Source organism: Caballeronia sp. INML3B (genome assembly GCF_023631305.1).
In the GTDB taxonomy this organism is placed as follows: Bacteria; Pseudomonadota; Gammaproteobacteria; order Burkholderiales; family Burkholderiaceae; genus Caballeronia; species Caballeronia turbans.
Genome location: NZ_JALQDI010000025.1, coordinates 1 through 25,633, shown reverse-complemented (window position 1 = coordinate 25,633; position 25,633 = coordinate 1). Strand labels below are relative to the sequence as shown.

24 protein-coding genes and 1 pseudogene are annotated in these 25,633 nt (G+C 64.9%); 17 read left to right on the top strand and 8 right to left on the bottom strand.

Annotation, left to right across the window (positions count from 1 at the left end; genetic code table 11):
- Nucleotides 1-22 precede the first annotated feature (22 nt).
- From accB to NCS58_RS12420, 4 genes are all read right to left on the bottom strand, one after another.
- Entirely contained in the window at nucleotides 23-496 is a 474-nt protein-coding gene (gene accB, locus NCS58_RS12435) for an acetyl-CoA carboxylase biotin carboxyl carrier protein (protein WP_250477090.1), read from the bottom strand.
- A gap of 74 nt (nucleotides 497-570) precedes the next feature.
- The gene (locus tag NCS58_RS12430; protein ID WP_250538533.1) at nucleotides 571-810 is read right to left on the bottom strand and encodes a hypothetical protein; all 240 of its coding nucleotides are present in this window, start codon (nucleotides 808-810) and stop codon (nucleotides 571-573) included.
- A 205-nt stretch (nucleotides 811-1,015) separates the two neighbouring features.
- Entirely contained in the window at nucleotides 1,016-1,555 is a 540-nt protein-coding gene (locus tag NCS58_RS12425) for a TlpA disulfide reductase family protein (protein ID WP_250538532.1), read from the bottom strand.
- Nucleotides 1,556-1,573: 18 nt separating this feature from the next.
- The gene (locus NCS58_RS12420) at nucleotides 1,574-2,221 is read right to left on the bottom strand and encodes a UDP-N-acetylmuramate--alanine ligase (RefSeq protein ID WP_250490333.1); all 648 of its coding nucleotides are present in this window, start codon (nucleotides 2,219-2,221) and stop codon (nucleotides 1,574-1,576) included.
- Nucleotides 2,222-2,424: 203 nt separating this feature from the next.
- Here NCS58_RS12420 and mpl point away from each other — a divergent pair, with 203 nt between their 5' ends.
- From mpl to pyrF, 16 genes are all read left to right on the top strand, one after another.
- Entirely contained in the window at nucleotides 2,425-3,819 is a 1,395-nt protein-coding gene (gene mpl / locus NCS58_RS12415; RefSeq protein WP_250538531.1) for a UDP-N-acetylmuramate:L-alanyl-gamma-D-glutamyl-meso-diaminopimelate ligase, read from the top strand.
- A complete protein-coding gene (locus tag NCS58_RS12410; RefSeq protein ID WP_061121401.1) occupies nucleotides 3,816-4,415 on the top strand; it encodes a YqiA/YcfP family alpha/beta fold hydrolase in 600 nt (199 codons plus the stop codon). The genes mpl and NCS58_RS12410 overlap by 4 nt, the downstream gene beginning before the upstream one ends.
- Before the next feature lie 72 nt (nucleotides 4,416-4,487).
- The gene (locus NCS58_RS12405) at nucleotides 4,488-6,542 is read left to right on the top strand and encodes a ribonuclease catalytic domain-containing protein (protein ID WP_061121402.1); all 2,055 of its coding nucleotides are present in this window, start codon (nucleotides 4,488-4,490) and stop codon (nucleotides 6,540-6,542) included.
- The gene (aroE, locus tag NCS58_RS12400) at nucleotides 6,539-7,381 is read left to right on the top strand and encodes a shikimate dehydrogenase (protein WP_061121403.1); all 843 of its coding nucleotides are present in this window, start codon (nucleotides 6,539-6,541) and stop codon (nucleotides 7,379-7,381) included. The genes NCS58_RS12405 and aroE overlap by 4 nt, the downstream gene beginning before the upstream one ends.
- On the top strand, nucleotides 7,381-8,130 hold the full coding sequence (gene mtgA, locus NCS58_RS12395) for a monofunctional biosynthetic peptidoglycan transglycosylase (RefSeq protein ID WP_061121404.1): 750 nt from the start codon (nucleotides 7,381-7,383) through the stop codon (nucleotides 8,128-8,130). Before aroE ends, mtgA begins: the two co-directional genes overlap by 1 nt.
- Before the next feature lie 390 nt (nucleotides 8,131-8,520).
- A complete protein-coding gene (locus NCS58_RS12390) occupies nucleotides 8,521-9,465 on the top strand; it encodes an IclR family transcriptional regulator (protein ID WP_061121405.1) in 945 nt (314 codons plus the stop codon).
- The gene (locus tag NCS58_RS12385; RefSeq protein ID WP_250538530.1) at nucleotides 9,462-10,451 is read left to right on the top strand and encodes a 2-dehydro-3-deoxygalactonokinase; all 990 of its coding nucleotides are present in this window, start codon (nucleotides 9,462-9,464) and stop codon (nucleotides 10,449-10,451) included. The genes NCS58_RS12390 and NCS58_RS12385 overlap by 4 nt, the downstream gene beginning before the upstream one ends.
- Nucleotides 10,452-10,466: 15 nt before the next feature.
- Entirely contained in the window at nucleotides 10,467-11,144 is a 678-nt protein-coding gene (locus tag NCS58_RS12380; protein ID WP_250538529.1) for a 2-dehydro-3-deoxy-6-phosphogalactonate aldolase, read from the top strand.
- Nucleotides 11,141-11,920 (top strand): SDR family oxidoreductase, encoded by a 780-nt coding sequence (locus tag NCS58_RS12375; protein WP_250538528.1) that lies wholly within the window; start codon nucleotides 11,141-11,143, stop codon nucleotides 11,918-11,920. The genes NCS58_RS12380 and NCS58_RS12375 overlap by 4 nt, the downstream gene beginning before the upstream one ends.
- A 131-nt stretch (nucleotides 11,921-12,051) precedes the next feature.
- Nucleotides 12,052-13,059, top strand: coding sequence for an arabinose ABC transporter substrate-binding protein (locus tag NCS58_RS12370; RefSeq protein WP_061121409.1), 1,008 nt, complete (start codon nucleotides 12,052-12,054; stop codon nucleotides 13,057-13,059).
- A 62-nt stretch (nucleotides 13,060-13,121) separates the two neighbouring features.
- Nucleotides 13,122-14,636, top strand: a complete 1,515-nt coding sequence (gene araG / locus NCS58_RS12365) for an L-arabinose ABC transporter ATP-binding protein AraG (protein ID WP_250538527.1) — start codon at nucleotides 13,122-13,124, stop codon at nucleotides 14,634-14,636.
- A gap of 18 nt (nucleotides 14,637-14,654) precedes the next feature.
- Nucleotides 14,655-15,671 carry an L-arabinose ABC transporter permease AraH gene (araH, locus tag NCS58_RS12360; protein ID WP_250477084.1) on the top strand — a complete coding sequence of 339 codons (1,017 nt, stop codon included), beginning with the start codon at nucleotides 14,655-14,657 and terminating at the stop codon, nucleotides 15,669-15,671.
- 142 nt (nucleotides 15,672-15,813) lie between these two features.
- Complete coding sequence (locus tag NCS58_RS12355; protein ID WP_250490323.1) at nucleotides 15,814-16,602, top strand: SDR family NAD(P)-dependent oxidoreductase; 789 nt, start codon at nucleotides 15,814-15,816, stop codon at nucleotides 16,600-16,602.
- The gene (locus NCS58_RS12350; RefSeq protein ID WP_250538526.1) at nucleotides 16,593-17,480 is read left to right on the top strand and encodes an SMP-30/gluconolactonase/LRE family protein; all 888 of its coding nucleotides are present in this window, start codon (nucleotides 16,593-16,595) and stop codon (nucleotides 17,478-17,480) included. Before NCS58_RS12355 ends, NCS58_RS12350 begins: the two co-directional genes overlap by 10 nt.
- A gap of 89 nt (nucleotides 17,481-17,569) precedes the next feature.
- On the top strand, nucleotides 17,570-18,673 hold the full coding sequence (locus NCS58_RS12345; RefSeq protein ID WP_250538525.1) for an aldose 1-epimerase: 1,104 nt from the start codon (nucleotides 17,570-17,572) through the stop codon (nucleotides 18,671-18,673).
- Nucleotides 18,674-18,741: 68 nt separating this feature from the next.
- Nucleotides 18,742-19,554 (top strand): orotidine-5'-phosphate decarboxylase, encoded by an 813-nt coding sequence (gene pyrF, locus NCS58_RS12340; protein ID WP_061121415.1) that lies wholly within the window; start codon nucleotides 18,742-18,744, stop codon nucleotides 19,552-19,554.
- Nucleotides 19,555-19,561: 7 nt separating this feature from the next.
- On the opposite strand, the gene NCS58_RS12335 is transcribed toward pyrF, so the two are convergent.
- Genes NCS58_RS12335 through thiL form a run of 4 tightly spaced genes read right to left on the bottom strand, consistent with a single transcriptional unit; the run spans nucleotide 19,562 to nucleotide 24,952 of the window.
- The gene (locus tag NCS58_RS12335; RefSeq protein ID WP_061121416.1) at nucleotides 19,562-22,876 is read right to left on the bottom strand and encodes a DEAD/DEAH box helicase; all 3,315 of its coding nucleotides are present in this window, start codon (nucleotides 22,874-22,876) and stop codon (nucleotides 19,562-19,564) included.
- Nucleotides 22,877-22,892: 16 nt separating this feature from the next.
- Nucleotides 22,893-23,393 carry a CinA family protein gene (locus NCS58_RS12330; RefSeq protein ID WP_061121417.1) on the bottom strand — a complete coding sequence of 167 codons (501 nt, stop codon included), beginning with the start codon at nucleotides 23,391-23,393 and terminating at the stop codon, nucleotides 22,893-22,895.
- Nucleotides 23,394-23,418: 25 nt separating this feature from the next.
- Nucleotides 23,419-23,964 (bottom strand): phosphatidylglycerophosphatase A, encoded by a 546-nt coding sequence (locus tag NCS58_RS12325; protein WP_250477082.1) that lies wholly within the window; start codon nucleotides 23,962-23,964, stop codon nucleotides 23,419-23,421.
- Nucleotides 23,954-24,952: a thiamine-phosphate kinase gene (gene thiL, locus NCS58_RS12320; protein WP_061121418.1), complete on the bottom strand. Its 999-nt coding sequence runs from the start codon at nucleotides 24,950-24,952 to the stop codon at nucleotides 23,954-23,956. The genes NCS58_RS12325 and thiL overlap by 11 nt, the downstream gene beginning before the upstream one ends.
- A gap of 253 nt (nucleotides 24,953-25,205) precedes the next feature.
- Here thiL and NCS58_RS12315 point away from each other — a divergent pair.
- A pseudogene (locus NCS58_RS12315) lies at nucleotides 25,206-25,633 on the top strand (NADP-dependent malic enzyme); the annotation flags it as partial.

Sequence of the window (25,633 nt, the reverse complement as noted above, 5' to 3'; positions counted from 1 at the left end):
CGCCGCCTGGCCCGATGCGCCTTTAGTCGCCGATCACGAAGAGCGGCTGGCCGTATTCGACCGCCTGTCCGTTTTCGACGAGGATTTCCTTCACGACGCCGGCCTTATCCGATTCGATTTCGTTCAAGAGCTTCATCGCTTCGATGATGCAGAGCGTCTGGCCTTCCTTCACCGTATCGCCGACCTGAATGAACGGGTCCGCGCCCGGCGACGGCGCGCGGTAGAACGAGCCGACCATCGGCGAGGTCACGATATGACCTTGCGGCGCGGCTGCGGCTGGCGCTGCTGCTGCCGGCGCGCCTGCTTCGCCCGCGCCGGCGAATTGCGGCGCGGCCGGCGCCTGCACCTGCGGCGCGTACTGTTGCGGCGCCTGCATGTAAACGGGCGCGGCGTTCTTGACGATGCGAACCTTGCCTTCGCCTTCCGTCACTTCCAGTTCCGAGATGCCGGATTCCGAGACGAGGTCGATCAGCGTTTTCAGTTTACGAAGGTCCATCGAAAAATCCCCTTTCAATACTTGGAGACCGGGGTTGCCCGGTGCTTGACTTGATTTGTGGGTGTTCTGACTGCTCAGCCGCGCGTTGGCGCGGCCGGCAGGCCGACGCGCACGCGCACGTTGCGCACGCCGGCGGCGGAATCGGTCGGCACACCGACGGCGTGCGTGTCGAACGCGCCGGCGTGGTCGCTTTGAAGCGCGCGCCCGAACCGGCTGCGCATGAGGACTGCGGATGCGCCGCCGAAGCCGTCATCGTTTTCAAAGATGTCGGACACGGCAGCGAGGTGGCCACGTGGCACCGGCAGAGTTGTCATAGTCGCTTCGGGTTGTGCGGAATTCGGCGCACTTTAGCGCCGTTTAGAGAATTTTGTCTAGTTTTACCGTGCAGACCACTTCGAAACTATGGGACAAATTACCGCTCCGCGCTGCGCGATATGCCGAATTTCATGCAATATCGCCGTACTGTACCTTAACTCGCAGCTTACTTAGCGCAAGCCGCTGCTTACGAACGGCGAATTTTTACAGGCTGTCGAGCGTGTGCTTCAATTCTGCAACGTCGATTTCGCCCAATTTTGTCGAGCGGACCTGTCCCTTGGCGTCGATCACGACGGTGAACGGCAAGCCACCCGCGCTGTTGCCGAAGCTACGCGCAAGATCCGCGCCGCCGAAGCCGGTGACATACACAGGGTAGCCAACGGGAACCTTCTGAAGGAAATCATTGACATTCTTTTCGCTATCGACGCCAAGTCCGATGAACGTGACGCCTTTCTTCGCATAGTCGCGCTGCATGGCGGAGAGCGTCGGCATTTCCTTCACGCAGGGTCCGCACCAGGACGCCCAGAAATTGACGACGACCGGCTTGCCCTTGAACGAGGCGAGCGGCGCGGCGGTGCCCGACGCACCCGGCGGCGTCGCCTTCCATAGCTGGTCGACGGCGTTGCCGTTCGGCTGGGGCGCGGCGACGGTATCGCCGCCGGTGAACATGTGACCCGCGTAAAAGCCGCCGACGGTCGCGGCGACCGCGACCACGAGGGCCGCCAGAATGCGTGTGCTTTTCATGAGTGTCCAGAAGAAAGATCAGCCGCCGATTTCCAGCGGCGGGACATCGGGGTGATCGAGCAGTGTGCGCACGGCCGCCGAGTTCGCGCGGGCGAGGCGACCGCGACCGTCCGCGCGCACGGCGCCGCGGAGATCGTCGGCGCCGTAAAGCGCGATGTGAACGCCGATCGGCTCCTCATTGCGCACCCGATGCAGAAAACTCAGCGTCTCGACATAGCCGCGCCCGGCGAAGTGCCGCGTCTCCGAGACGTCGTATTGCACGTTCGCATTCAGCAGATAGATCGCGACTTCTTTCGGATTGTCGCAAAAGCATTGCAGATGGACATCCGAATGCTCGCCCGCCGTGCCGTTGAGCACCGCGCCCGTCAGATACGGATCGAAGGGCTTCAGGCGTTCCATCCATTCGAGCGCGACTTCGCGCATGCGCCGCAGCACGAGCGGTTGACTGTCGCTTTGGAAAATCGCCTGATATTCGCGGATTTCCTCTTCGATCTGATCGTTATCGGGCAGAAATTCCCCGCCGATCTTCGCCTCGCCGACGACCTGCCGCGCGGCCTTGCGCTTGGCGGTGGAGTAGTCGAGGCCGTCTTCGGCGATCATTCTCGCGGCGGCAATCGCGATTTCCTCGCGTACCCGCTGCGGATCGAAATGTGATTTGCGAATCATGCCGGAATGATACTAGATAAGCTAAAACAGCCCTTTTGCGGACACCCTGCGAGACACGTGCGCCAGCGAAAGAGCGCCTGGCGTGCTCGGTTACAATATGCGCCTTCAGGCGCCTTTCTGCACGGGTTTGCCCCCGGATTCACACGTACGGCGCCGTTCCTGTTTTTTTGCATCTCAATCGCCCGCGCGGCGCGACACGGTTTATGCACATCCACATCCTCGGCATCTGCGGTACCTTCATGGGCGGGCTCGCGGTTCTGGCGCGTGAGGCGGGCCACAAGGTCACCGGCTGCGACGCGGGCGTCTACCCGCCGATGAGCACGCAGCTCGAAGCGCAGGGCATCGAGTTGATCGAAGGTTACGGCGTCGAGCAACTCGCGCTCGAACCGGATCTGTTCGTCATCGGTAACGTAGTGACGCGCGGCAATCCGCTGATGGAGGCCATTCTCGATCGCGGCCTGCCGTACACGTCCGGCCCGCAGTGGCTCGGCGAGCACGTGCTGAACGGCAAATGGGTGCTCGCCGTCGCGGGCACGCACGGCAAGACCACGACGAGCTCCATGCTCGCGTGGCTGCTCGAAGACGCGGGCATGAACCCCGGCTTTCTCATCGGCGGCGTGCCGCTCAACTTCGGCATCTCGGCGCGTCTGACCGATTCGAGCTTCTTCGTCATCGAAGCCGACGAATACGACACCGCGTTTTTCGACAAGCGCTCGAAGTTCGTCCACTATCGCCCGCGCACGGCGGTGCTCAACAACCTCGAATTCGATCACGCCGATATCTTTCCCGATCTCGCCGCCATCGAAACGCAATTCCATCATCTCGTTCGCACGGTGCCCGGCGTCGGCCGCATCGTCACGAACGGGCGTGAGGCCGCGCTCGAGCGCGTGCTCACGCGCGGCTGCTGGTCCGGCGTGGAGCGCTTCGGCGTCGAAGGCGGCTGGCAGGCGCTGCCCGCCGAAAAGGGCGCACCCGTCGACGAGCGGTTCGCCGTGTACTGGGAGGGCGAGCGTCAGGGCATCGTCGACTGGCAGGTGCAGGGCGAGCACAACCGCATGAACGCGCTCGCGGCGATCGCGGCAGCGCGCTCGGTCGGCGTGCCGGCGGCGCACTCGGTCAAGTCGCTTGCGAGCTTCCGCAACGTCAAGCGGCGCATGGAAGTGAAGGGCAGCGTGGACGGCGTCACCGTCTACGACGACTTCGCGCATCATCCGACCGCGATCGAAACCACGGTCGCGGGATTGAGGACACGAATCGGCGATGCGCGCATCCTCGCCGTGCTGGAGCCGCGCTCCAACACAATGAAGCTCGGCACCATGAAAGCGCAATTGCCCGCGAGCCTCGCGAGCGCGGATCTGGTGTTCGGCTACGGCGCGCGCGAAGGCCGCGACAAGCTCGGCTGGGATCTCGCCGAGGCGCTGTCTCCGCTCGGCGACAAGGCGCGGGCGTTCAACGAGATCGAACCTTTGGTGAAGGCGGTCACGGCCGCCGCGCGCCCCGGCGACCACGTGCTCGTGATGAGCAACGGCGGCTTCGGCGGCGTCCATCAGAAACTGCTCGACGCGCTCTCGGCGCGCGGCGCGGGAGGACACGCGTGATTCTCTATCTGCACGGCTTTCGCTCGTCTCCCCAATCGTTCAAGGCGCGCGTGATGCAGGCGCGTCTCGCGGAACTCGGGCGGCTCGGCGAATGGCGGTGCCCGACGCTGCCGGTGTCGCCGTTCGACGCCGTCGCGCTGGCGGAATCGCTCGCCGTGGGCGAGAAGATGGCCGACGTGACCGTCGTCGGCAGTTCGCTCGGCGGCTATTACGCGACGTATCTTGCGCAAAAGCACGGCTGGCGTGCCGTGCTGCTCAATCCCGCCGTGATGCCCGATCGCGATCTGAGCCGCTATCTCGGCGAACAGCCGTTGTGGCACGGCGACGGCAGCATCACCGTATTGCCGCGCCATCTCGACGAATTGCGCGCGCTCGCGATCGATTCGATCACGCGGCCCGAGCGCTACTATCTGATCGCGGCGACGGGCGACGAAGTGCTCGACTACCGCACGATGCTTGACCACTATCCCGGCGTGCGAACCACGCTGATTCAGGGCGGCGATCACGCGATCAGCGACTTTCCGGCCTATCTCGCCGATGTCATCGCGTTTTGCGATCAGGCGCCGCCACCGCTCGTCGCGCCGGCGGCGGCGTGACAGCGGCGTCACAATAATTCACCTACCGGCGCAAACGACGCGGCCCGGTCCACCGTTTTACGAGAGTATTGAGTGAACGTTTTCTTCGAGGAATCGGGTAGTTTCAAGGCCGGATCGGTGTTGTCCAAACAGGGCGACGCGTTCCAGGTCGAGCTGCCGGGCGGGCGGCGCGCCAAGGTGCGCGCGAAAGACGTGCTGATCGAGTTCGACAAACCCGCGGCCGGCGACCTGATGCAGGAAGCCGACGCCATCGCGCAGGAGATCGATCTCGACTTCCTTTGGGAATGTGCGCCCGACGAAGAATTTCCGTTCGCCGCACTCGGCGCGGATTACTTCGGCGACAAATTCGGTCCCACGGAACGCGCGGCGCTCGTCCTGCGCATGCACGGCGCGCCGGTCTATTTCCGGCGCAAGGGGCGCGGCCAGTATCAGCGCGCGCCGCAGGAACAACTGCAGATGGCGCTCGCGTCGCTCGAGCGCAAGCGTCAGCAGGCGCTCGTGCAGCAAGGTTACGAAGACGACCTGAAGGCGGGCAAGCTGCCCGACGCACTGAAAGACAAGGCGCTCGGCCTGCTCACCAAGCCCGACAAGAATTCCATCGAGTACAAGGCGCTCGAAGCGGCGGCGGCTGCGCGCGGCATTTCTCAGGCGCGGCTGATGCTCGAATGCGGCGGCATCGCGTCGCCGCGCGCGTTGCATGAAGCGCGCTTTCTGTCGGAATACTTCCCGCATGGCACAGGCTTTCCGTCGGTGCAGCCGGGCCCGTTGCCCGAGGACTTGCCCGAAGCGGATGTCGAGGCCTTCTCCATCGACGACGTCACCACGACCGAAATCGACGACGCCTTCTCCGTCCAGCATCTCTCCGATGGACGCGTACGCGTGGGCATTCACATCGCGGCGCCGGCGCTCGGCATCGCGCGCGGCGACACGATCGATGCGATCGCGCGCGGACGTCTGTCCACGGTCTACATGCCCGGCGACAAGATCACGATGCTGCCGGACAACGTCGTCGACGTGTTCACGCTCGGCGAAGGCGGGCTGCGCCCGGCGCTGTCGCTGTACATCATCGTGAACCGCGAGACGCAGGACATCGTCGCGACGGAAACCCGCGCCGAGCGCGTGTTCGTGAAGAGCAACCTGCGCCACAACCATCTCGACGCGTTCGTCACCGAGGAAAGCCTCGCCGCAGGCACGGGCGATTACGCGCACAAAGACGACATCGCCGTGTTGTGGCCGCTCGCGCAGGCGCTCTTCGAAAAGCGTCAGCAGGCGCGCGCGAGCTACGGTCTCAAGCGCGAAGTGCAGCGCAACAACGACTTCAACTTTTATGTCGATGGCGAGCACATCACGATCACACCTCGCCGTCGTGGTTCGCCGCTCGATCTGATCGTCGCGGAACTCGCGATTCTCGCGAATTCGTCGTGGGGCGCATTCCTCGACGATCACGGCGTGCCGGGCATCTACCGCTCGCAGCGCGGTTTCGGCGGTCCGGGCCCGAAGCGCACGCGTATGCAGACGACGCCCGCGCCGCACGAAGGGCTGGGCGTTGCGCAATATGCGTGGAGCACGTCGCCGCTGCGCCGCTACGTCGATCTCGTCAATCAATGGCAACTGCTCGCGTGCGTGCAGCATGGCGTGACGGCCAAGCTCGCCGCGCCGTTCAAGCCGAAGGACGCGGATCTCTTCGCCGTCGTGCAGGGATTCGACGACACGTACACCGCATATGCCGATCATCAGCGCCGCATGGAGTACTTCTGGTGCCTGCGCTGGCTGAAGCAGGAGAACAGGAAGCAGGTTCCGGCGTCGGTCATCAAGGACGATCTCGTCCGGCTCGAAGAAATTCCGCTGATCCTGCACGTGCCGGGCCTCGGCGTGCATGCGCGCGGCACGCGCGTGATGCTGGAAGTTGTGTCGATCGATGAACTGACCGTCGAAGCGTCCTGCCGTCTGCTGCACGTCATCGATGCGCCGTCCGCAAGCGCGCCGGTCGAGGAAGACGAAGCCGACGAGGACATCATCGAGACCGAAGATCTCTCGGCGGAAAGCGAGGCGGAAGCGCAGGCGGAAGCCTCGGCGGAGCAGCCCCAACCGGAAGCGCCGGACAACGCGCAGGAGCCGACGCCATGAAAGACCGATACGCGGTGATCGGCAATCCGATCGAGCACAGCAAATCGCCGTGGATTCACGCGAAGTTCGCCGAGCAGACCGGCGAGCCCATCGAGTACGGGCGCATTCTCGGGCCGCTCAATGGCTTCGAGCATGAAGTGAAGAAGTTCGTCGCGTCGGGCGGGCGCGGCATGAACGTCACGGTGCCGTTCAAGCTCGAAGCGCACGCGCTCGCGGATGCGCTGTCCCCGCGCGCGGCGGCGGCGGGCGCGGTGAACACGCTGTCCTTCGGGTCAGATGGCGTGCGGGGCGACAACACCGACGGCATCGGCCTCGTGCGTGACATCGAGGTGAATCTCGGCGTAAGTCTCAGAGGCGCGCGCATTTTGCTGCTCGGCGCGGGCGGCGCGGCGCGCGGCGTCGTGCTGCCGATCTTCGATCGCGCGCCGGCGGCGCTCACCATCGTCAATCGCACGGCGGCGAAGGCGCATCGGCTCGTCGACCAGTTCGCGCCGAACGCCGCCGAATGCGGCGTGCGCTTCTCGGGCGGCGGCGCAGACAGCGCGGAAGCGGGCCGCTACGACGTCATCGTCAACGCGACGGCGGGCAGCCTCGACGCCGCGTTACCCGATTGCGACGACAGCGCATTCGGCGCGGGCACGCTTGCCTACGACATGATGTACGGCGCGCAACCGACCGTTTTCATGCGGCACGCGTCGAAGCTCGGCGCGCGCGCATCGGATGGTCTCGGCATGCTGGTCGAGCAGGCGGCTGAATCGTTCTTCATCTGGCGTGGCATGCGCCCGGACGGCGGCGCCGTGCTGCGCGAATTGCGCCAGATGCTGGCCGCCAAAGCCTGATGACCACCGCGCCGATCGGGACGCGCGCGCCACGTGCGCACAAAGCGGTGCGGCTCGGCCCGGCACGCTGGATCATGTACGGCGTGTCGGTACTCGGCATCGCATTCATCGCGACGCAGCTCTACTTTTTCGCGCAGATCGGCATCTGGACGGTCGTGAATCCGGGCCCAACGGCCTTCATGCGTGCCGATGCGTGGACGCTCGCGAAGACGCATCCCGGCGTGTCGCTGCAGCGCGCATGGGTGCCGTACGACCAGATTTCGCGCAACCTGAAGCGCGCGATCATCGCGTCGGAAGACGCCAACTTCGTCAACAACAACGGCTACGAAACCGACGCCATTCTTCAGGCCTGGGAGAAGAACAAGGCGCGCGGGAAGATCGTCGCGGGCGGTTCGACCATTTCGCAGCAGCTCGCGCGCAATCTCTTTCTGTCGCGCGAGAAGAGCTACGTTCGCAAGGCGCAGGAGCTCGTGATCACGTGGATGCTCGAGTTCTGGATGGACAAGGAACGCATCTTCGAGATCTATCTGAATTCGGTCGAGTGGGGCAACGGTGTCTACGGTGCGCAAGCGGCAGCGCAGTATTACTACAAGACATCGGCGGCGAATCTGACCGCCTGGCAAAGCGCGCGGCTCGCCGTGATGCTGCCGCGGCCCAAGTATTTCGACGATCATCGCAACGCGCCGTATCTGTCGCAGCGTTCACGCGTCATCGCGCGGCGGATGGGTGCGGCGGAGCTGCCGCAGTGAAATTTAGTTTGCGAAACTAAACAATGCAAAGCCCTGATTTATCAGGGCTTTTTTGTTTTCGGGTCGCTGTCGGCTGTCAGTTATGATCCCATTATGTGAGCATGACGATCACATATTGAATAGTTCGAAGCGGCAGAACTACAATCCGACCACAGCCTGAACGGCATATGCGTGCGACGACCGAAAAAACGTAGCGGCGCGCACGACCAGAACAACGGAGACACGTCATGCACCCGATCGCTCGCCTGCGCTCGCTGGCCTCTTCACACGATTTACACGATTCGCACGCTTCGCACGCTTCGCACCATTCGCACGCTCGTGCGGCAACGCTCGCCGCGGCGCCTGCGAGCGACGCACGACACGCATCGTGATCGACGAGAGACCTGCGCCATGACCAAATTCCAGAACCCGGAAACCGACGCCGCCCAAGCGCAATCCGCGCACGCGAGCGGCCCGAGCGTGAAGCGCAACGGCGCGAGCGGGGCGAAGCACATGCCCGATCCCGACGCGATCGCGTTGCCGAGCGCGCTCGTGGACGTCACGCCGCAGCAGGCCGGCACCCAGACGCTTCTGCGCGGCCTCGCGATTCTCGAAGCCGCCGCGAATGGCGCGCGCGATCTGCGCGCGTTCGGCGCGGCGCTCGGCACGACGCGCAGCACGACCCATCGGCTCGTCAGCTCGCTCGTGCAGGCGCGCTATCTGCGCCAGGTGCAGGGCGGTTATCTGCTCGGGCCGAAGCTCATCGAACTGGGCACGATCGCGCTCGAACAGATGCCGCTCACGGCGGTCGCGCGCCCGCATCTGCAGGCGCTCGCGGAACACACGCACGACACGATTCACCTCGGCGTGCGCGATGGCGACGACGTCCTCTACATCGACAAGATTCCGGGCACGCGCGGCCTGGAGATGCGCTCGCGCGTCGGGCATCGCATGCCGCTCGCGTCGACGGGCATCGGCAAGGCAATGATGCTCGACCTCGAAGCGAACGCGTGGAAGAAGCTGCTCGAAGCGTCGCATCGCGTGCTCGCGAAAACGAGTTTCAAGCCCGACAACCGGCCCGATTTCGACACCTTCCAGCAGCGCATGACGCGCTATTCGCAAGGCGGCTTCACGTTCGATCTGGAAGAGAACGAGGCTTCGATACGCTGCGTTGCCGCGCCGGTGCGCGATGCGTCCGGCGCGATCGTCGCGGCGTTGTCGGTGGCGAGCACGATTCCCTATATGCCGCATGAGCGCATGGAAGAACTGATTCCGGTCGTGCAGCGCGAAGCGCGCGCGATTTCCGAGGAACTCGGCTGGCGTGCCCCGCAGGCAGCGCGCAGGATCAAGCGATGAACGCACCTGTTCGCACGCCCACGCTCATCGCGCTCGACTGGGGCACGACGTCGCTGCGCGCCTATCTGGTAGGCGCCGACGGCACCGCGCTTGACACGCGCGCGTCGTCGGCCGGCATCATGAATCTGCCCGCGGGCGGCTTCGATCAGGCGTTCGAGGAAACCTGCGGCGCGTGGCTCGATGCGCATGGGCCGCTCGATGCGCCGTTGCCCGTCATTGCGGCGGGCATGGTCGGCAGCGCGCAGGGCTGGGTGGAAGCGCCGTACGTCGAAACGCCCGCCGGGGCCGATGCGCTCGTCGCGGGCATCGTCACGGTGAAGACGTCGCGCGGCGTCGTGGTGCATGTCGTGCCCGGCGTGCTGGAGCGCGGCGTGTTGCCCAACGTGATGCGCGGCGAGGAAACGCAGATTTTCGGCGCGCTGGCGAGCGAGCCGTCGCTCGGAACATCGGGCGGCGCGCTGATCGGACTGCCGGGCACGCATGCGAAATGGGCGTTCGTGAGCGATGAGCGCATCGAGCGCTTCTACACGTTCATGACGGGCGAGACCTTCAGCGTGCTGCGTGATCACACGATTCTCGGCCGCACGATGCATCCGAGCGCGACGCACGACGAACAGGCGTTCGTGCGCGGCGTCGATACGGCGCGCGATGCCGGCGATGCAGGCATGCTCGCGACGATCTTCACCACGCGCACGCTTGGCCTCACCGGTCAGCTGACGGGCGAGCAGCAGCCGGATTATCTGTCGGGGCTGTTGATCGGCCACGAACTGCGCGGCCTGAGCGAAGTGCTCACGCGCGAAGGTTCCTCGCTCGCGGGAAAAACGTTGCGCCTGATCGGCAGCGACGCGCTCTGCGACCGCTATCGCGTCGCGCTTTCGCGCTTAGGTTGCCATGACGCGCCAATCGTCGCGCAGGCCACCGAGCACGGCCTTTATCGAATTGCAGTGCTTGCCGGCCTCGTCGCCGCGCCTGTGCGCACGGCCTGAAAAGGAGTCAACACGATGCAGCCATCCATCAATTTGCCCGCGCCCTATGGCATGCACGCCGGTCTCGCGAAGGCGTTCGCCTCGTGCCCGCTGATCGCGATCCTGCGCGGCGTGACGCCGGCCGATGCCGCCGAACACGCCCGCGCGCTGTACGAAGCCGGCTTTCGCATCGTCGAAGTACCGCTCAATTCGCCCCAGCCGTTCGACAGCATCGCGGCGATCCGCCAGGCGCTGCCCGCCGATGCGATCGTCGGTGCGGGAACGGTGCTGCATCCGAGTTATGTCGACAGCGTGAAGGCCGCGGGCGGCGAACTCGTCGTGATGCCGCACAGCGACGCCGATGTCGTTCGCGCCGCGAAGGCGCAAGGTCTCGCGTGCGCGCCGGGCGTCGCGACGCCGAACGAGGCGTTTCTCGCGCTGAAGAACGGCGCCGACGTGCTGAAGATGTTCCCCGCCGAGCAGCTCGGCCCGGCCGTCGCGAAGGCATGGCGCGCGGTGATCGCGCAGGAAGTGCCGCTCGTGCCGGTCGGCGGCATAACGCCCGACAACATGGGCCCGTTCCTGAGCGCGGGCGCGAACGGCTTCGGCCTAGGCTCTGCGCTGTACAAGCCGGGCCAGAGCACGGAGGCGACGGCATCGCACGCAAAGGCATTCATCGACGGACTCGCGAAAGCGCGGGGCGACATCAAATGAACCGGCTCGCCGGCAAAGTGACGATGGTCACGGGCGCGGGACGCGGCATCGGTGCGGCGATCGCGCTGGCGTTCGCGCGCGAGGGCGCGTCGGTGGCGCTGGCGGAACTGGATATCGACACGGCGCGCGCGACGGCCGAGCGCATTGCGTCGGAAGTGAGCGGCGCGCGCGTGCTCGCGGTGCAGACGGACGTGACGCAGAGCGCGCAGGTGAAAGAGGCCGTCGCGCACATCGAGGCTTCCCTGGGTCCGCTCGACGTGCTCGTGAACAACGCCGGCATCAACGTGTTTTGCGATCCGCTCACGATGACCGACGACGACTGGCGCCGCTGCTTCGCCGTCGATCTCGACGGCGTGTGGAACGGGTGCCGGGCCGTGTTGCCGGGCATGGTCGGGCGCGGGCGGGGCAGCATCGTGAATATCGCGTCGACGCACGCTTTCAAGATCATTCCCGGCTGCTTTCCGTATCCGGTGGCAAAGCACGGCGTGATCGGACTGACGCGCGCGCTCGGCATCGAATACGCGCCGAACAACGTGCGCGTGAATGCGATCGCGCCGGGATACATCGAAACGCAATTGACGCTGGATTGGTGGGATTCGCAAGCCGATCCGAAGGCCGCGCGCCAGGCGACGCTCGATCTTCAGCCGATGAAGCGCATCGGCCAGCCGCACGAAGTCGCGATGACGGCGGTGTTTCTCGCATCGGACGAGGCGCCGTTCATCAACGCGAGCTGCATCACCGTGGATGGCGGCCGTTCCGCGCTGTACCACGACTGAACAACGAACCACCGAAGAATGACGCACTGGCCGCGGTGCGGCATCACGACAGAAAACAACGCGGCCACACACCTTCGTTAGCGCCCGTGCGCGGGCATTGTTCGACATCGGAAGAAGTCGGGAGACAAAAAATGAAACGCAGACTGTTCCTCACGCTGATCGCCGCCGCCACGGCAACGAGCGCGTCCATGATCGCGGCGCCCGTCGCCCAGGCCGCCGACGACGTCAAGATCGGCTTCCTCGTGAAGCAGCCGGAAGAACCGTGGTTCCAGGACGAGTGGAAATTCGCGGAAATCGCCGCGAAGGAGAAGGGCTTCACGCTCGTGAAGATCGGCGCGCCGTCGGGTGAAAAGGTGATGAGCGCGATCGACAACCTCGCGGCGCAGAAGGCGCAGGGCTTCATCATCTGCACGCCGGACGTGAAGCTCGGGCCGGGCATCGTCGCGAAGGCGAAGGCAGACAAGCTCAAGATGATGACGGTCGATGACCGCCTCGTCGACGGCTCGGGCAAGCCGATCGAATCCGTGCCGCACATGGGCATTTCGGCCTACAACATCGGCAAGCAGGTGGGCGACGGCATCGCCGCGGAAATCAAGAAGCGCGGCTGGGACATGAAGGACGTCGGCGCGATCGACGTGACCTACGAGCAGTTGCCGACCGCGCATGACCGCACGAGCGGCGCAACCGACGCGCTCGTCGCCGCCGGCTTCCCGAAGGCGAACATCGTCGCCGCGCCGCAAGCGAAGACCGACACCGAGAACGCGTTCAATGCCGCGAACATCGCGCTCACGAAGAACCCGCAGTTCAAGCACTGGGTCGCCTACGGCCTGAACGACGAAGCCGTGCTCGGCGCCGTGCGCGCCGCGGAAGGCCGCGGCTTCAAGGCGGACAACATGATCGGCATCGGCATCGGCGGTTCGGACTCGGCGTTGAACGAGTTCAAGAAGCCGAATCCGACGGGCTTCTACGGCACCGTCATCATCAGCCCGAAGCGCCACGGCGAAGAAACGTCCGAGCTGATGTACGCGTGGATCAAGGACGGCAAGGCGCCGCCGCCGCTCACGCTCACGACCGGCATGCTGGCGACGCGTGAAAACGTGGCGTCGGTGCGTCAGCAGATGGGCCTGGCATCGAACTAAGTCATTGGATGAGGGCGGGCCGCGTGCTTTTGCGCGGCCCGCTCGAAGCATAAGGAGGCGATGTGTCAGCGACGCTGCGTTTTGACAATATCGGCAAGGTGTTTCCAGGCGTGCGCGCGCTCGATGGCGTGTCGTTCGACGTCAACGCCGGCGAAGTTCACGGCTTGATGGGCGAGAACGGCGCGGGCAAGTCGACCTTGCTCAAGATTCTCGGCGGCGAGTATCAGCCCGATTCGGGGCGCGTGCTCATCGACGACAAGGAAGTGCATTTCGCGAGCGCGGCGGCTTCGATCGCGTCGGGCATCGCGGTGATTCATCAGGAATTGCAGTACGTGCCGGACCTGACCGTGGCCGAGAACCTGCTGCTCGGCGCGCTGCCGAACCGGCTTGGCTGGGTCGACAAGCGTGCGGCGAAAGCGCACGTGCGCGAGCGGCTCACGGCGATGGGCGTCGATCTCGACCCGAACGCGAAGCTGCGCAAGCTCTCGATCGCGCAGCGGCAGATGGTCGAAATCTGCAAGGCGCTGTTGCGCAACGCGCGCGTGATCGCGCTGGACGAACCGACGAGTTCGCTGTCGCATCGCGAGACGGAAGTGCTCTTCAAGCTCGTGCGCGATCTCAAGGCCGACAATCGCGCGTTGATTTACATCTCGCATCGCATGGACGAGATCTACGAGCTGTGCGATGCGTGCACGATTTTCCGCGACGGCCGCAAGATCGCGTCGCATCTGTCGCTGGCGGAAGCGCCGCGCGAGACGCTCGTGCAGGAAATGGTCGGCCGCGAAATCAGCGATATCTATAACTATCGCGCGCGGCCGCTGGGCGAGGTGCGCTTCTCAGTGAAGGACGTGCAGGGCGACGCGTTGAGCGCGCCCGCGAACTTCGAGGTGAAGCGCGGTGAGATCGTCGGTTTCTTCGGCCTGGTCGGTGCGGGCCGCAGCGAACTGATGCATCTCGTCTACGGCGCGGACAAGAAGAAAGGCGGCACGATCACGCTCGACGGCGAGGCAATCCGCGTGCGAAGCACCGGCGAGGCGATCCGCCACGGCATCGTGCTGTGTCCGGAAGATCGGAAGGAAGAAGGCATCGTCGCGATGGCGACGGTCGCGGAGAACATCAACATCTCGTGCCGCCGTCACTATCTGCGTGGCGGGCTGTTTCTCGATCGCAAGAAGGAAGCGCAGACGGCCGAACGCTTCATTCAGCTTCTGAAGATCAAGACGCCGAGCCGCAAGCAGCGCATCCGCTTCCTGTCGGGCGGCAATCAGCAGAAGGCGATTCTTTCGCGCTGGCTCGCGGAGCCGGATCTGAAGGTCGTGATTCTCGACGAACCGACGCGCGGCATCGACGTCGGCGCGAAGCATGAAATCTATAACGTGATCTATCAGCTCGCCGAGCGCGGCTGCGCGATCGTGATGATTTCGTCGGAGTTGCCGGAAGTGCTCGGCGTGTCCGACCGGATCGTCGTGATGCGGCAGGGGCGGATCGCGGGCGAATTGCCGCGCGGTGAGGCAAGCGAACAGGCGGTGCTGGGTCTCGCGCTGCCGCAGTCGGACACCGTCGCGCAGGCTGCGTAAGGACAAGAGGAGCGAATCATGGAAGCAAGAGAAAACATCGTGGGGCAGGCGACGGAAACCGTCGCGAATGCGCTGATCCCGCAAAAGAACGACAAACAGAAGTGGTGGCAGCAGATCACCGAGTACAGCCTGATCGTGATCTTCATCGTCATGTTCCTGACGATGTCGCTGACCGTCGATCACTTCTTCTCGATCGAGAACATGCTCGGTCTGGCGTTGTCGATCTCGCAGATCGGCATGGTCGCGTGCACGATGATGTTCTGTCTCGCGTCGCGCGACTTCGACTTGTCGGTCGGTTCGACGATCGCGTTTGCCGGCGTGCTTTGCGCGATGGTGCTCAACGCGACCGACAACACCGCGATCGCGATCGTCGCGGCGGTGGCGGCGGGCGCGGTGATCGGCTTCGTGAACGGCGCGGTGATCGCCTATCTGCGCATCAATGCGCTGATCACCACGCTCGCAACGATGGAAATCGTGCGCGGGCTCGGGTTCATCGTGTCGCATGGGCAGGCGGTCGGCGTATCGTCGGACACGTTTATCGCGCTCGGCAGCTTGTCGATGATCGGGATTTCCCTGCCTATCTGGGTGACGCTTGCGTGTTTCATCGTTTTTGGCGTATTGCTCAATCAGACTGTGTATGGACGTAATACATTGGCGATTGGCGGCAATCCGGAAGCGTCGCGGCTTGCGGGTATCAATGTCGAGCGCACGCGCGTGTGGATCTTTTTGATTCAGGGCGCGGTGACGGCGCTGGCGGGCGTCATTCTCGCTTCGCGCATCACGTCGGGGCAGCCGAATGCGGCACAGGGGTTCGAGCTGAACGTGATTTCGGCTTGCGTGCTGGGAGGAGTTTCACTGCTCGGCGGGCGGGCGACGATTTCTGGCGTCGTAATCGGGGTGCTCATCATGGGCACTGTTGAAAACGTCATGAATCTCCTGAATATCGATGCGTTTTATCAGTACCTCGTGCGAGGGGCGATTTTGCTTGCTGCCGTGTTGCTCGATCAGTTGAAGAATCGCGGCTCGCGGGATTGATGTTGGATAACGTTGGGCTTTCGCGGATCCCGTATTCGCGTTGGTTTATCAGCACTGCCCCGCACAAGGGCCGTGCAAACAGACCGACACGAAAACAGGATTCCACCGAAGCAGGCGCAAAAAAAGCGAAGGGACAACCAACATGGCACCGATCAACAAGTCACTAGCAAGATACCCAAGCCTGGAAGGCAAAACGGTCCTGATCACCGGCGGAGCGACCGGCATCGGCGAGGGTTTCGTCGAACACTTCTTCGATCAGGGCGCGAAGGTCGCCTTCTTCGACATCGACACCGACGCGGGCGAAGCGCTCGCCGACCGCCTGGGCGCAGCCCTGACAGCAACGCAGACCCGCCCGATGTTCCTGCGCGTCGACCTGACCGACATCGACGCATTGCGAAAAGGCATCGACGACGTCCGCGCCGCATTCGGCCCGATCAGCGTGCTCGTCAACAATGCCGCCAACGACAAGCGCCACGCAATCGAGGACGTCACGCCGGAGTCATACGATGCGGGCATCGCGGTCAACATCCGCCATCAGTTCTTCGCGGCTCAGGCCGTGATCGACGACATGAAGCGCCTGGGCGGCGGCTCGATCATCAATCTCGGCTCGATCAGCTGGATGCTCAAGCAAGGCAACTTCCCGGTCTACACGACGTCGAAGTCGGCGGTGCAGGGCATGACGCGCGGCCTCGCGCGCGATCTCGGCAAGTTCGGCATTCGGGTGAATACGCTCGTGCCGGGCTGGGTGATGACCGAGAAGCAAAAGCGCCTGTGGCTCGACGAGGCCGGCAAGGAAGCGATCAAGCAGGGCCAGTGCATCGGCGGGGAATTGCTGCCCGCGCATCTCGCGCGCGCGGCGCTCTTTCTCGCTTCGGACGACAGCAGCATGATTACGGCGCAAGACATCATCGTCGACGGAGGATGGGCCTGATGAACTCGATGCGCGCGCAGCTTCTGGTCGACAGCCAATGCTCGCTCGGCGAGGGCGCCACGTGGTGCGCCAAAAGCGGCTGCTTCTGGTGGACCGATATCGAAGGCAAGACGCTGTGGCGCCACGATCCGCGCGACGGCGCGAGCCAATCGTTCGCGATGCCCGAGCGGCTCGCCTGCTTCACGCCCTGCGCCGATGCGCGTTTCCTGCTGCTGGGCCTCGCGTCGCGGCTCGCCTTCTATGAGATCGCGACGGGTCACATCGACACGATCATGGACGTCGAAGCCGATCTGCTGACGCGTCTCAACGATGGCCGCTGCGACCGCGAAGGGCGCTTCGTGTTCGGCACGAAGCACGACGTGGAAGATGCGCAGGCGATCGGCGGCTTTTATCGGCTGAACCCGGATCTATCTCTGGAGCGCCTCCCGCTCGGCAATTGCGCGATTTCGAACAGCATCGGCTTTTCCCCCGACGGCGCGACGATGTACTACTGTGACTCGCCGACGCGCGAGATCCGCGTCTGCGACTATCCGACGTTCGCCAACGACCGCGTGTTCGTCGCGCTGACGGATGCGACCGGCGTGCCCGACGGCTCGATCGTCGATGCCGAAGGCGCCTTGTGGAATGCGCAGTGGGGCGGCGGGCGCGTCGTTCGCTATGGACGCGACGGCCGCGAGACGGCGCGCATCGACGTGCCGACCGCGCAGCCGAGTTGCGCCGCGTTCGGCGGCGCGGACTTCGGCACGCTGTATGTCACGAGCGCGCGCATCGGCCTCTCTGAAGAGGCGCTGAAAAGCGATGCGCACGCAGGCGGCGTGTTCGTCGCGACGCCCGGCGCGCGCGGCATGGCCGAAGCGGTATTCGCGGGCAAGGCGTAACCGAAAATAGCGAGGCGGCGCGCGATCGACGCACCGCCCGACACACCCCGGCGACGCCGGGTTTTTCGCCTCTCGATGGAGCACGAGTCATGGCTGGTGCGCGCACAGAGCAAAGACCGAATCCTGCATCGACGTCCAAGGCACAGGCGAACGCCCGCCGTTCGAGGCTGGCCGCTGCAACCGAACCACCGGTCCGGCCCGGCCCGGGCACCGCGATGGTCGCGATGGGCGGCCGCGATGCCGATGGCTGCATCACACTCGCCAACGCGCATCTGCGGCTCGAACTCGCGCCGTCGCTCGGCGGCGGGATCACGCGCTTCGACTGGCGGCACCAGGGCACCTTGGTGCCGATCTTCCGGCCGTGCGTCGATCCCGGTCCGGACACGGATCCGAATCAGCTCGCGTGCTATCCGCTTCTGCCGTACTCGAACCGTATCGGCAACGGGCACTTTCAGTTTTCAGGACGCTCGATCGACGTGCCGTGCAACCGCGCCGGCGAACCGCTGCCGCTGCATGGCGATGGCTGGCTCGGCGCGTGGGAAGTCGCTGAGGAAGCGTCCACGCGCGTGCGTCTGACGCTGGATCGCAGCGACGGCAAGCCTTATGCCTTTCGCGCCGCGCAGACCTACGCGCTCGACGACGCCACGCTCGCCGTGGCGCTCGATGTGGAAAATACCGGCGATGAAGCGCTGCCGTTCGGCCTCGGGCTGCATCCGTTCCTGATGCGCGAGGCGGACACGGAGTTGTCCGCGGCGGCGGGCGGCGTGTGGCTCTGCGGCGACGACTGGCTGCCGGTGCGGCACGTGCCGACGCCGCCCGCGTGGCAATTCGGCGTCGCGTATCCGATGCCGTCGGAGATGGTGAACAACGCGTTCACCGGCTGGAGCGGCCGCACGAGCGTGCTATGGCCGAAGCGCCGCCTGTCGCTCACGATCGCCGCCGATACCGATTACTACGTGCTGTATGCGCCGCCCGGCGAGAGCTTTTTCTGCTTCGAGCCCGTCGATCATCCGATCAACGCGGTGAATCTGCCCGGCGGCGGGGAAGCCCACGGGATGACCGTGCTCGAACCGGGCGAGCGGCTTTCGCGTGAGTTTCGCTTTACCGTCGAGCGCACCGGGGAGGCGGCGCGGCGGGGAAGGCCGCGCACGCGAGCCGGAGCGAAGGCGCGGGCGCGGGACGCTGCGCGCTGATGCCAGCCAATGGACGCGATGCCTCGCACGTTAAAATGCGTGGCATCGACGTTCAACGAAATCCCGCCATGTCATTCATCCAGTCTCTCAACGCCGCGTGGTCGCGGACGCAATCGCTTCTGTGCGTCGGCCTCGACCCGGAACCCGCCAAATTCCCCGGCGCCCTGAACGGCCGCGCCGATGCGATCTTCGAGTTCTGCAAAACCATCGTCGATGCGACCGCGCCGTATGCGTCGTCGTTCAAGCCGCAGATCGCGTATTTCGCGGCGCATCGCGCGGAAGATCAACTCGAAGCGCTGATCGCGCATATCCACGAGAAACACGCCGGCATTCCGGTGATTCTGGATGCGAAGCGCGGCGATATCGGCAGTACGGCCGAGCAGTACGCGAAGGAAGCGTTCGAGCGCTATAACGCGGATGCCGTGACGGTGAATCCGTACATGGGCTTCGACTCGATCGAGCCGTATCTCGCGCATGAAGGCCGGGGCGTGATCGTGCTGTGCCGCACGTCGAATGCGGGCGGTTCGGATCTGCAATTCCTGACGACCGACGGCAAGCCGCTGTATCAGGTCGTCGCGACGCTCGCAGCGGAAAAGTGGAACGCGAGCGGCCAGCTCGGGCTGGTCGTCGGCGCGACGTTTCCGAAAGAAATCGAAACGGTGCGCGGGATCGTCGGCGATATGCCGTTGCTGATTCCGGGAATCGGCGCGCAAGGCGGCGATGTCGAAGCGACCGTGCGCGCGGGCCGCACCGCGAACGGCACGGGCATGCTGATCAACTCGTCGCGCGCGATCATCTACGCGGGCAAGGGCGATGATTACGCGCAAGCCGCGGCCGACGCGGCAAAGAAGACGCGGGATACGATCAACGCATACCGCTAAACGCGCGTCAGGCATCGGGAATCGGCGCGAGCAGCGCGTCGATATCCTCGACGGAGAACTTCTCCACGGCGCGCGCGTCATCGGACAGAATGCCCGCTGCGAGTGCTGCCTTGTGCTCCTGCATCGACACTATCTTTTCTTCGATGCTGCCGGTCGCGACGAGCTTGTACACGAACACCGGCTTGTCCTGCCCGATGCGATGCGCGCGATCCGTCGCCTGATTCTCGGCGGCGGGATTCCACCACGGGTCGTAGTGGATGACGGTATCGGCGGCGGTGAGGTTCAGGCCGACGCCGCCTGCCTTCAGGCTGATCAGGAAAACGGGCACCTCGCCCGCCTGAAAGCGCCGCACGGGCGTCGTGCGATCCGCAGTCTCGCCGGTCAGCGTGACGTACGTCAGACCGGCTTCATCGAGCGCGCCGGCAATGACCGCAAGCATGCCCGTGAACTGCGAGAACACGAGCACGCGCCGGCCTTCTTCGATGAGATTCGGCAGCATCTCGAGCAACAGCGCGAGCTTGGCCGATTCCGGGGTCTTCCTCGCGCCCGGCAGCTTGACCAGCGACGGATCGCAGCACACTTGTCGCAGCTTCAGCAGCGCGTCGAGCATTAGGATATGGCTGCGTGCGAAACCTTGCTTCTCGATGGCGTCCCGCACTTTCTTCTGCATCGCGGTGCGCACGGTCTCGTAGAGATCGCGCTGCGCGCCCTCCAGTTCGACGCTGCGCACGATCGTCGTCTTCAGCGGCAGTTCGGTCGCGACATCATCCTTGCGGCGGCGAAGCATGAAGGGGCGGATCCGTCGCGCGAGAAGGCTGCGGCGCGTCTGGTCGTTGTGCTTCTCGATCGGCTTGCGCCAGCGAGCGGCGAAGTCTTTTTGCGTGCCGAGAAAGCCGGGCAGCAGGAAATCGAATTGCGACCACAGTTCGCCCAGATGGTTTTCGAGCGGCGTGCCGGTGAGGCACAGGCGGTGCCGCGCGCGCAACGTGCGGATGACGCCCGCCGCCTTGCTCGATGCGTTCTTCACGTACTGCGCCTCGTCGAGTATCAACAGATGATAGTCGTGCGCTGACAGAGCTTCGTGGTCGCGCCAGACGAGCGGATAAGTCGTGATGATGAGCTCGTGCTCCGCGATCCGCGCGAAGCGTTCGTGACGCAGCGGCCCGTGAAGATCCAGCACTTTGAGGCCGGGCGCAAAGCGCCGCGCTTCTTCCTGCCAGTTGTTGACGAGCGTGGTCGGGACGACGATCAGCGCCGGCTGCGTGAGGCGGCCGGCTTCCTTTTCGACGAGGATGTGCGCGAGCGTCTGCACGGTCTTGCCGAGGCCCATGTCGTCGGCGAGCACGCCCGCGAGCTCCTGCTCGCGGAGGAACTGCATCCAGTCGACACCCTCGCGCTGATAATCGCGCAGCGTCGCTTTCAGGCCGCTCGGCGCGTCGATCCGGCGCGGCCCCGCGGCTTTGCGCAGCCGTTGCGCGAGTTCGACCATCGACGCGTCGCCGCCGAATTGCCAACGCAGCGTTTCATCGGCTCCGGTGAGGCGGCCGGCTTCGAGCGCCGAAAGCCGCAACGGCGAATCCGCGCGAAGGTCGGCGCGGTCGAACAGATCGATCAGCGCGCGCACGAGCGGCTTGATGCGGGCGGCGCACACTTTGAAGCGCCTGCCCGCCTGCGTGCGGAATTCGACCGCGTGCGCGTCGTCGATCAGATCGATCGCGCCGTTGAGCCAGCGGCGGTCGCGGGCGAACAGCTCCGCGAGGAGCGGTTCGAGGCGCACGCGCTCAGCCTCGACCATGATGCCCAGTTCGAGATCGAACCAGCCGTGCTCAGCGGCGCGCGCGGCCGCCTCTATTTCGTCGATCTCGACGACGTCGAAACGCGAATTGGGCACGATGACGACGCGCCAGCCGGCATTGCGCAGCGCGGGCAACTCGTCGGCGACGAACGCGGGCCATGCTTCGCGCGCGGGCATGATGAAGCCGCCGGCATACGGCGATTCGTCGCGACTGCCCTGCGCATCGGAGATTGGCTTGAGTCCCGCTTTGCCCAGGCGCTGGATGCCCGCGTTCTCGAGGTCGTCCCGGCGCGCGATGCGAGCGAGTTCGCCGTTCGCGAGCCTTATGAGTGTCTCGGGGCTGTTCGCCGCGATCACGAAGCCGTCGTAGTCGAATTCGAGCAGGGCGATGTCGAGTTCTGTCGCGGGCATGTTCAGCTTGCGAGGCGCATCGAGCAGAAGCGTGTCGAGCGTGAGCACGGGGACGGGCGGGGCGTCGATTGTCCGCATGTTCGTGTCGCCTCGCATGGGCGGCGCCGGGAGCGCGGGCGCGAATTCGGCGAGCGCCGCGCGCACGACGGCCGCATCCTCGAGTGTGAGCACCGGCATCTCCAGATAGTCGGCGAGGAACTCATCGGGAATCGATGTATCGACGGTTCCGGTTTCGTTCGTGAAGGCGTCGAAATACCAGGGCGGTTCGGTCGGAAGCACGATGCCGCCTTCCGGATCGGTTTCGAGCGACGCGAAAATCATGTCGTCATGGTGCGGAATCCATTCGATGTTGCCGCGGCGACGCGCGCCCTCGCTCAATGGCTTTTCGAGCCGCAGATCGCGGCCATGCGGTTCGAAATAGAGACGGTCGGTCGCGAGCATCATGCTCCAGATCGCCGCGCCCCGCTTGCCGCTCAACGCGTAGCTGTTGCCTGAATAGCCGCGCTCGGACCGGAGCGCGCGAATGATGGCCTCGTCTTCCGGGGTCACGAATTTCGGCGGACTGCTCCAGGCCGTGTAGTTTGGGTACCAGCTTTCGGTCGCGCGAATCGTGCCATCGGCGCCGAGTCGCGCCTTGTACGTCACCAGTTCGAAAGCGGATTGGCCTAGCGCGGACGGCGCGAGCACGTACAGAATCCGGAACACCGCGCCGGTCGCGGGCCTGGCCGCTTTCGCGCGCGCGTGCCGCGTCGCCTCGACCTTTGCGCGAAAGTCAGACAGCCATTGCTCGACCTCCACGCTCACGCCGGTTCGGGCAGCGCCTTCCTTTCTTTCCAGATAGGCGAGCAGCGTCGCGGCGACGTGCTTGCATTCAAAGCCGACCGGACACGAGCAATAGCCGAACGGCCGCTTGTTCCTGAACGAGATCTCGACCGTGTACGGCGCCGGTTGCGTACCCGCCACCCGCGCGCGCAGGGTGTTGTCCGTCCAGACGATACCGCTGACGGCACGGACGTAGCCGCGCGCCTTGTCGATTGTTACGGGGCCTACCCAGCGGGCGACCTGTTCTTTGGTGTATATCGGCGAGTCCGCCGACTGGCCGGTCTGTTTTCGCATGCGATGGTCTCACCTCTCACCGCTCGCGCTGCTCCAGAAACTCCAGCAGTTTGCGCAGCGCGTGCGCGGCGGCCTGCGTGCGCACCTGCTCGCGGTCGCCCTTGAACAGTTGCGTCTCGACCCCGGTATGAAGCCGGTTGCTCCACGCGAACGACACCGTGCCCACCGGCTTCGCTTCGCTTCCTCCCGCGGGCCCGGCGACACCGGTGATCGCGATCGACACCTGCGCGCGACTGTTGCGCAGCGCGCCTTCGGCCATTGCTTTCGCGACGGGCTCGCTCACCGCGCCATGCTGCTCGATCAATGTAGCCGGAACGCCGATCATCTCGATCTTCGCGAGATTCGAATAGGTGACGAACCCGCGCTCGAACCACGCGCTGCTGCCGGAAATATCGGTGATGGCGCTCGCGACCATGCCGCCCGTGCATGACTCGGCGGTCGCGAGCATCAGCCGTTCGTCGCGCAGCTTGTTGCCGACGCGAATCGCAAGTTGGTGAACGACGGTGTCGGTTGGCATGGTGATGTTCTCGAAGAGTTGGAAATCAGACGGTCATGCGCCAGAGCGCGATCACGAGCAGCGTGAAGAATGCCGCGACGAGGTCATCGAACATGATGCCGAAGCCGCCTTTCAAATGGCGGTCGAAATAGCGGATGGGCGGCGGCTTCACCATGTCGAAGAAACGGAACACGATGAACGCCCACAACTGGCCGGTAAAAGTCGCGGGGGTGACGAGCAGCAGCACGAGCCAGAACGCGACGATCTCATCCCACACGACCGGCGACGGGTCCGCGATGCCCATCTTCTTCGCGGTGAAGCCGGTGAACCAGCATCCGGCGACGAAGCCGGCGACGATCAGCGCGCCCCATTCGGCGACCGTCAGATGGCGATTGAACGCGACGAACGACGCCCACGCGAACAGCGTGCCGACCGTGCCCGGCGCGATGGGAGAAAGCCCGCTGCCGAAGCCTAGCGAAAGAATATGAAGCGGATGGGTGAGCATGAAGCGCGCGCTCGCCTTGCGCGGCGCGGCGCGCGGCGGATTGCGCGAATCGTTCGGTTCGCCCGCGAGAGTCGGGTCAGTCTGCATGAAAATGATCGAAGCCTTGCAACGTCAGAGAGAGCGGGGCGCCCGAGGCATCGCGCCAGGCAATTCCCGGCGCACCGGATGATTCGATTGTACCGATCCGAGTCAGCGGCACTTTTACGGTCGTCGCGATATTCGCGAGCGTGTCGCGCGCATCGACGGGCGCGGTGAAGCACAGTTCGTAGTCGTCGCCACCCGCGAGCGTGCATGCGCGGCGCGCGACGTCGGGCAGCGCGCGCACTGCTTCCGAGCACGGCACGGCATCGGCATCGATGACGGCGCGCATGCCCGAGCGCTTCAGAATATGCATGAGATCGCCAGCGAGGCCATCGGAAATATCGAGCGCTGCGTGCGCCACGCCGCGCAAGGCGAGGCCTAGCGCGACGCGCGGCTCGGGCCGCGTAAGCGCGCGCTGCCAGCCTGCGGCGATGGCGTCATCGGGCGCGCGCCATTCGCCGCGAATCGCGCCGAGTCCTGCGCGCGCATCGCCCAATGTGCCCGACACCCAGATGTCGTCGCCGGTCCGCGCGGCGTCACGGCGCAATGCCGCGCCATGCGGCACGTCGCCGAACACGGTGATGCAGAGGTTGAGCGGACCGCTCGTCGTATCGCCGCCGATCAGCGCGCAGTCGTGACGCTGCGCGAGCGCGAAGAGGCCGTCGCTGAACGCTTCGAGCCACGCTTCATCGGCGCGCGGCAACGCGAGCGCGAGCGTAAATGCATGCGGCTTCGCGCCCATCGCGGCGAGGTCCGACAGGTTCACGGCAAGCGCCTTGTGGCCGAGCGCGTGCGGATCGACATCGGGAAAGAAGTGGCGGCCTTCGACCAGCATGTCCGTCGATATGGCGAGCTGATGGCCGGCGGGCGGCGCGATGAGCGCGCAGTCGTCCCCGATGCCGAGCGGCGTCGCAGCCTCGTCTTCGTGACGTGGCGAGGGCGCCGTCGCGCGGCGTGCGAAGAATCGGTCGATCAGAGAAAACTCGGAGAGCATCGTCGGCGAGAAGTGTCTTTTTGTGCGCTGCAAGAGGAAAGCGCGGGACCCGCGATGGCGCGCGAATGTGTCCGTCCCGCATCTCGAAAAAATCGAACGGTGTGCCGCGAGCCTTGCTCCGCGAGGCGATCAGACCTTTTCCGGTCATGGCACTTGTAGCCGAAATGCATGGAGCGCGGTCCGAAACCGCCCCTGATTGGCGCTACAATGCGTTCGAACTTCTATTCTAATTCCCGCACTGCTAGCCCGCCTTATGACGACCGACGCCAATACCAAGTTGCGCGAAGCTGCACTCGACTATCACGAATTTCCGGTCCCCGGAAAGATCGCGATCGCGCCGACCAAACAGATGATCAACCAGCGCGATCTCGCGCTGGCCTATTCGCCGGGCGTCGCGTTCGCGTGTGAAGCGATCGTAGAAGACCCGCTGAACGCCGCGCGTTTCACCGCGCGCAGCAACCTCGTGGGCGTCGTATCGAACGGCACGGCCGTGCTCGGTCTCGGCAACATCGGGCCGCTCGCGTCGAAGCCGGTGATGGAAGGTAAAGCCGTGCTCTTCAAGAAGTTCGCCGGTATCGACGTGTTCGATATCGAGCTGAACGAGAGCGATCCGCACAAGCTCGTCGATGTGATCGCCGCGCTCGAACCGACCTTCGGCGGCATCAATCTGGAAGACATCAA

What these genes read in the sequence shown, in the direction of transcription:
- accB (WP_250477090.1), bottom strand. Translation starts at nt 496, where the DNA reads ATGGACCTTCGTAAACTGAAAACGCTGATCGACCTCGTCTCGGAATCC.
- NCS58_RS12430 (WP_250538533.1), bottom strand. Translation starts at nt 810, where the DNA reads ATGACAACTCTGCCGGTGCCACGTGGCCACCTCGCTGCCGTGTCCGAC.
- NCS58_RS12425 (WP_250538532.1), bottom strand. Translation starts at nt 1,555, where the DNA reads ATGAAAAGCACACGCATTCTGGCGGCCCTCGTGGTCGCGGTCGCCGCG.
- NCS58_RS12420 (WP_250490333.1), bottom strand. Translation starts at nt 2,221, where the DNA reads ATGATTCGCAAATCACATTTCGATCCGCAGCGGGTACGCGAGGAAATC.
- mpl (WP_250538531.1), top strand. Translation starts at nt 2,425, where the DNA reads ATGCACATCCACATCCTCGGCATCTGCGGTACCTTCATGGGCGGGCTC.
- aroE (WP_061121403.1), top strand. Translation starts at nt 6,539, where the DNA reads ATGAAAGACCGATACGCGGTGATCGGCAATCCGATCGAGCACAGCAAA.
- mtgA (WP_061121404.1), top strand. Translation starts at nt 7,381, where the DNA reads ATGACCACCGCGCCGATCGGGACGCGCGCGCCACGTGCGCACAAAGCG.
- NCS58_RS12390 (WP_061121405.1), top strand. Translation starts at nt 8,521, where the DNA reads ATGACCAAATTCCAGAACCCGGAAACCGACGCCGCCCAAGCGCAATCC.
- NCS58_RS12385 (WP_250538530.1), top strand. Translation starts at nt 9,462, where the DNA reads ATGAACGCACCTGTTCGCACGCCCACGCTCATCGCGCTCGACTGGGGC.
- NCS58_RS12380 (WP_250538529.1), top strand. Translation starts at nt 10,467, where the DNA reads ATGCAGCCATCCATCAATTTGCCCGCGCCCTATGGCATGCACGCCGGT.
- NCS58_RS12375 (WP_250538528.1), top strand. Translation starts at nt 11,141, where the DNA reads ATGAACCGGCTCGCCGGCAAAGTGACGATGGTCACGGGCGCGGGACGC.
- NCS58_RS12370 (WP_061121409.1), top strand. Translation starts at nt 12,052, where the DNA reads ATGAAACGCAGACTGTTCCTCACGCTGATCGCCGCCGCCACGGCAACG.
- araH (WP_250477084.1), top strand. Translation starts at nt 14,655, where the DNA reads ATGGAAGCAAGAGAAAACATCGTGGGGCAGGCGACGGAAACCGTCGCG.
- NCS58_RS12355 (WP_250490323.1), top strand. Translation starts at nt 15,814, where the DNA reads ATGGCACCGATCAACAAGTCACTAGCAAGATACCCAAGCCTGGAAGGC.
- NCS58_RS12350 (WP_250538526.1), top strand. Translation starts at nt 16,593, where the DNA reads ATGGGCCTGATGAACTCGATGCGCGCGCAGCTTCTGGTCGACAGCCAA.
- NCS58_RS12345 (WP_250538525.1), top strand. Translation starts at nt 17,570, where the DNA reads ATGGCTGGTGCGCGCACAGAGCAAAGACCGAATCCTGCATCGACGTCC.
- pyrF (WP_061121415.1), top strand. Translation starts at nt 18,742, where the DNA reads ATGTCATTCATCCAGTCTCTCAACGCCGCGTGGTCGCGGACGCAATCG.
- NCS58_RS12335 (WP_061121416.1), bottom strand. Translation starts at nt 22,876, where the DNA reads ATGCGAAAACAGACCGGCCAGTCGGCGGACTCGCCGATATACACCAAA.
- NCS58_RS12330 (WP_061121417.1), bottom strand. Translation starts at nt 23,393, where the DNA reads ATGCCAACCGACACCGTCGTTCACCAACTTGCGATTCGCGTCGGCAAC.
- NCS58_RS12325 (WP_250477082.1), bottom strand. Translation starts at nt 23,964, where the DNA reads ATGCAGACTGACCCGACTCTCGCGGGCGAACCGAACGATTCGCGCAAT.
- thiL (WP_061121418.1), bottom strand. Translation starts at nt 24,952, where the DNA reads ATGCTCTCCGAGTTTTCTCTGATCGACCGATTCTTCGCACGCCGCGCG.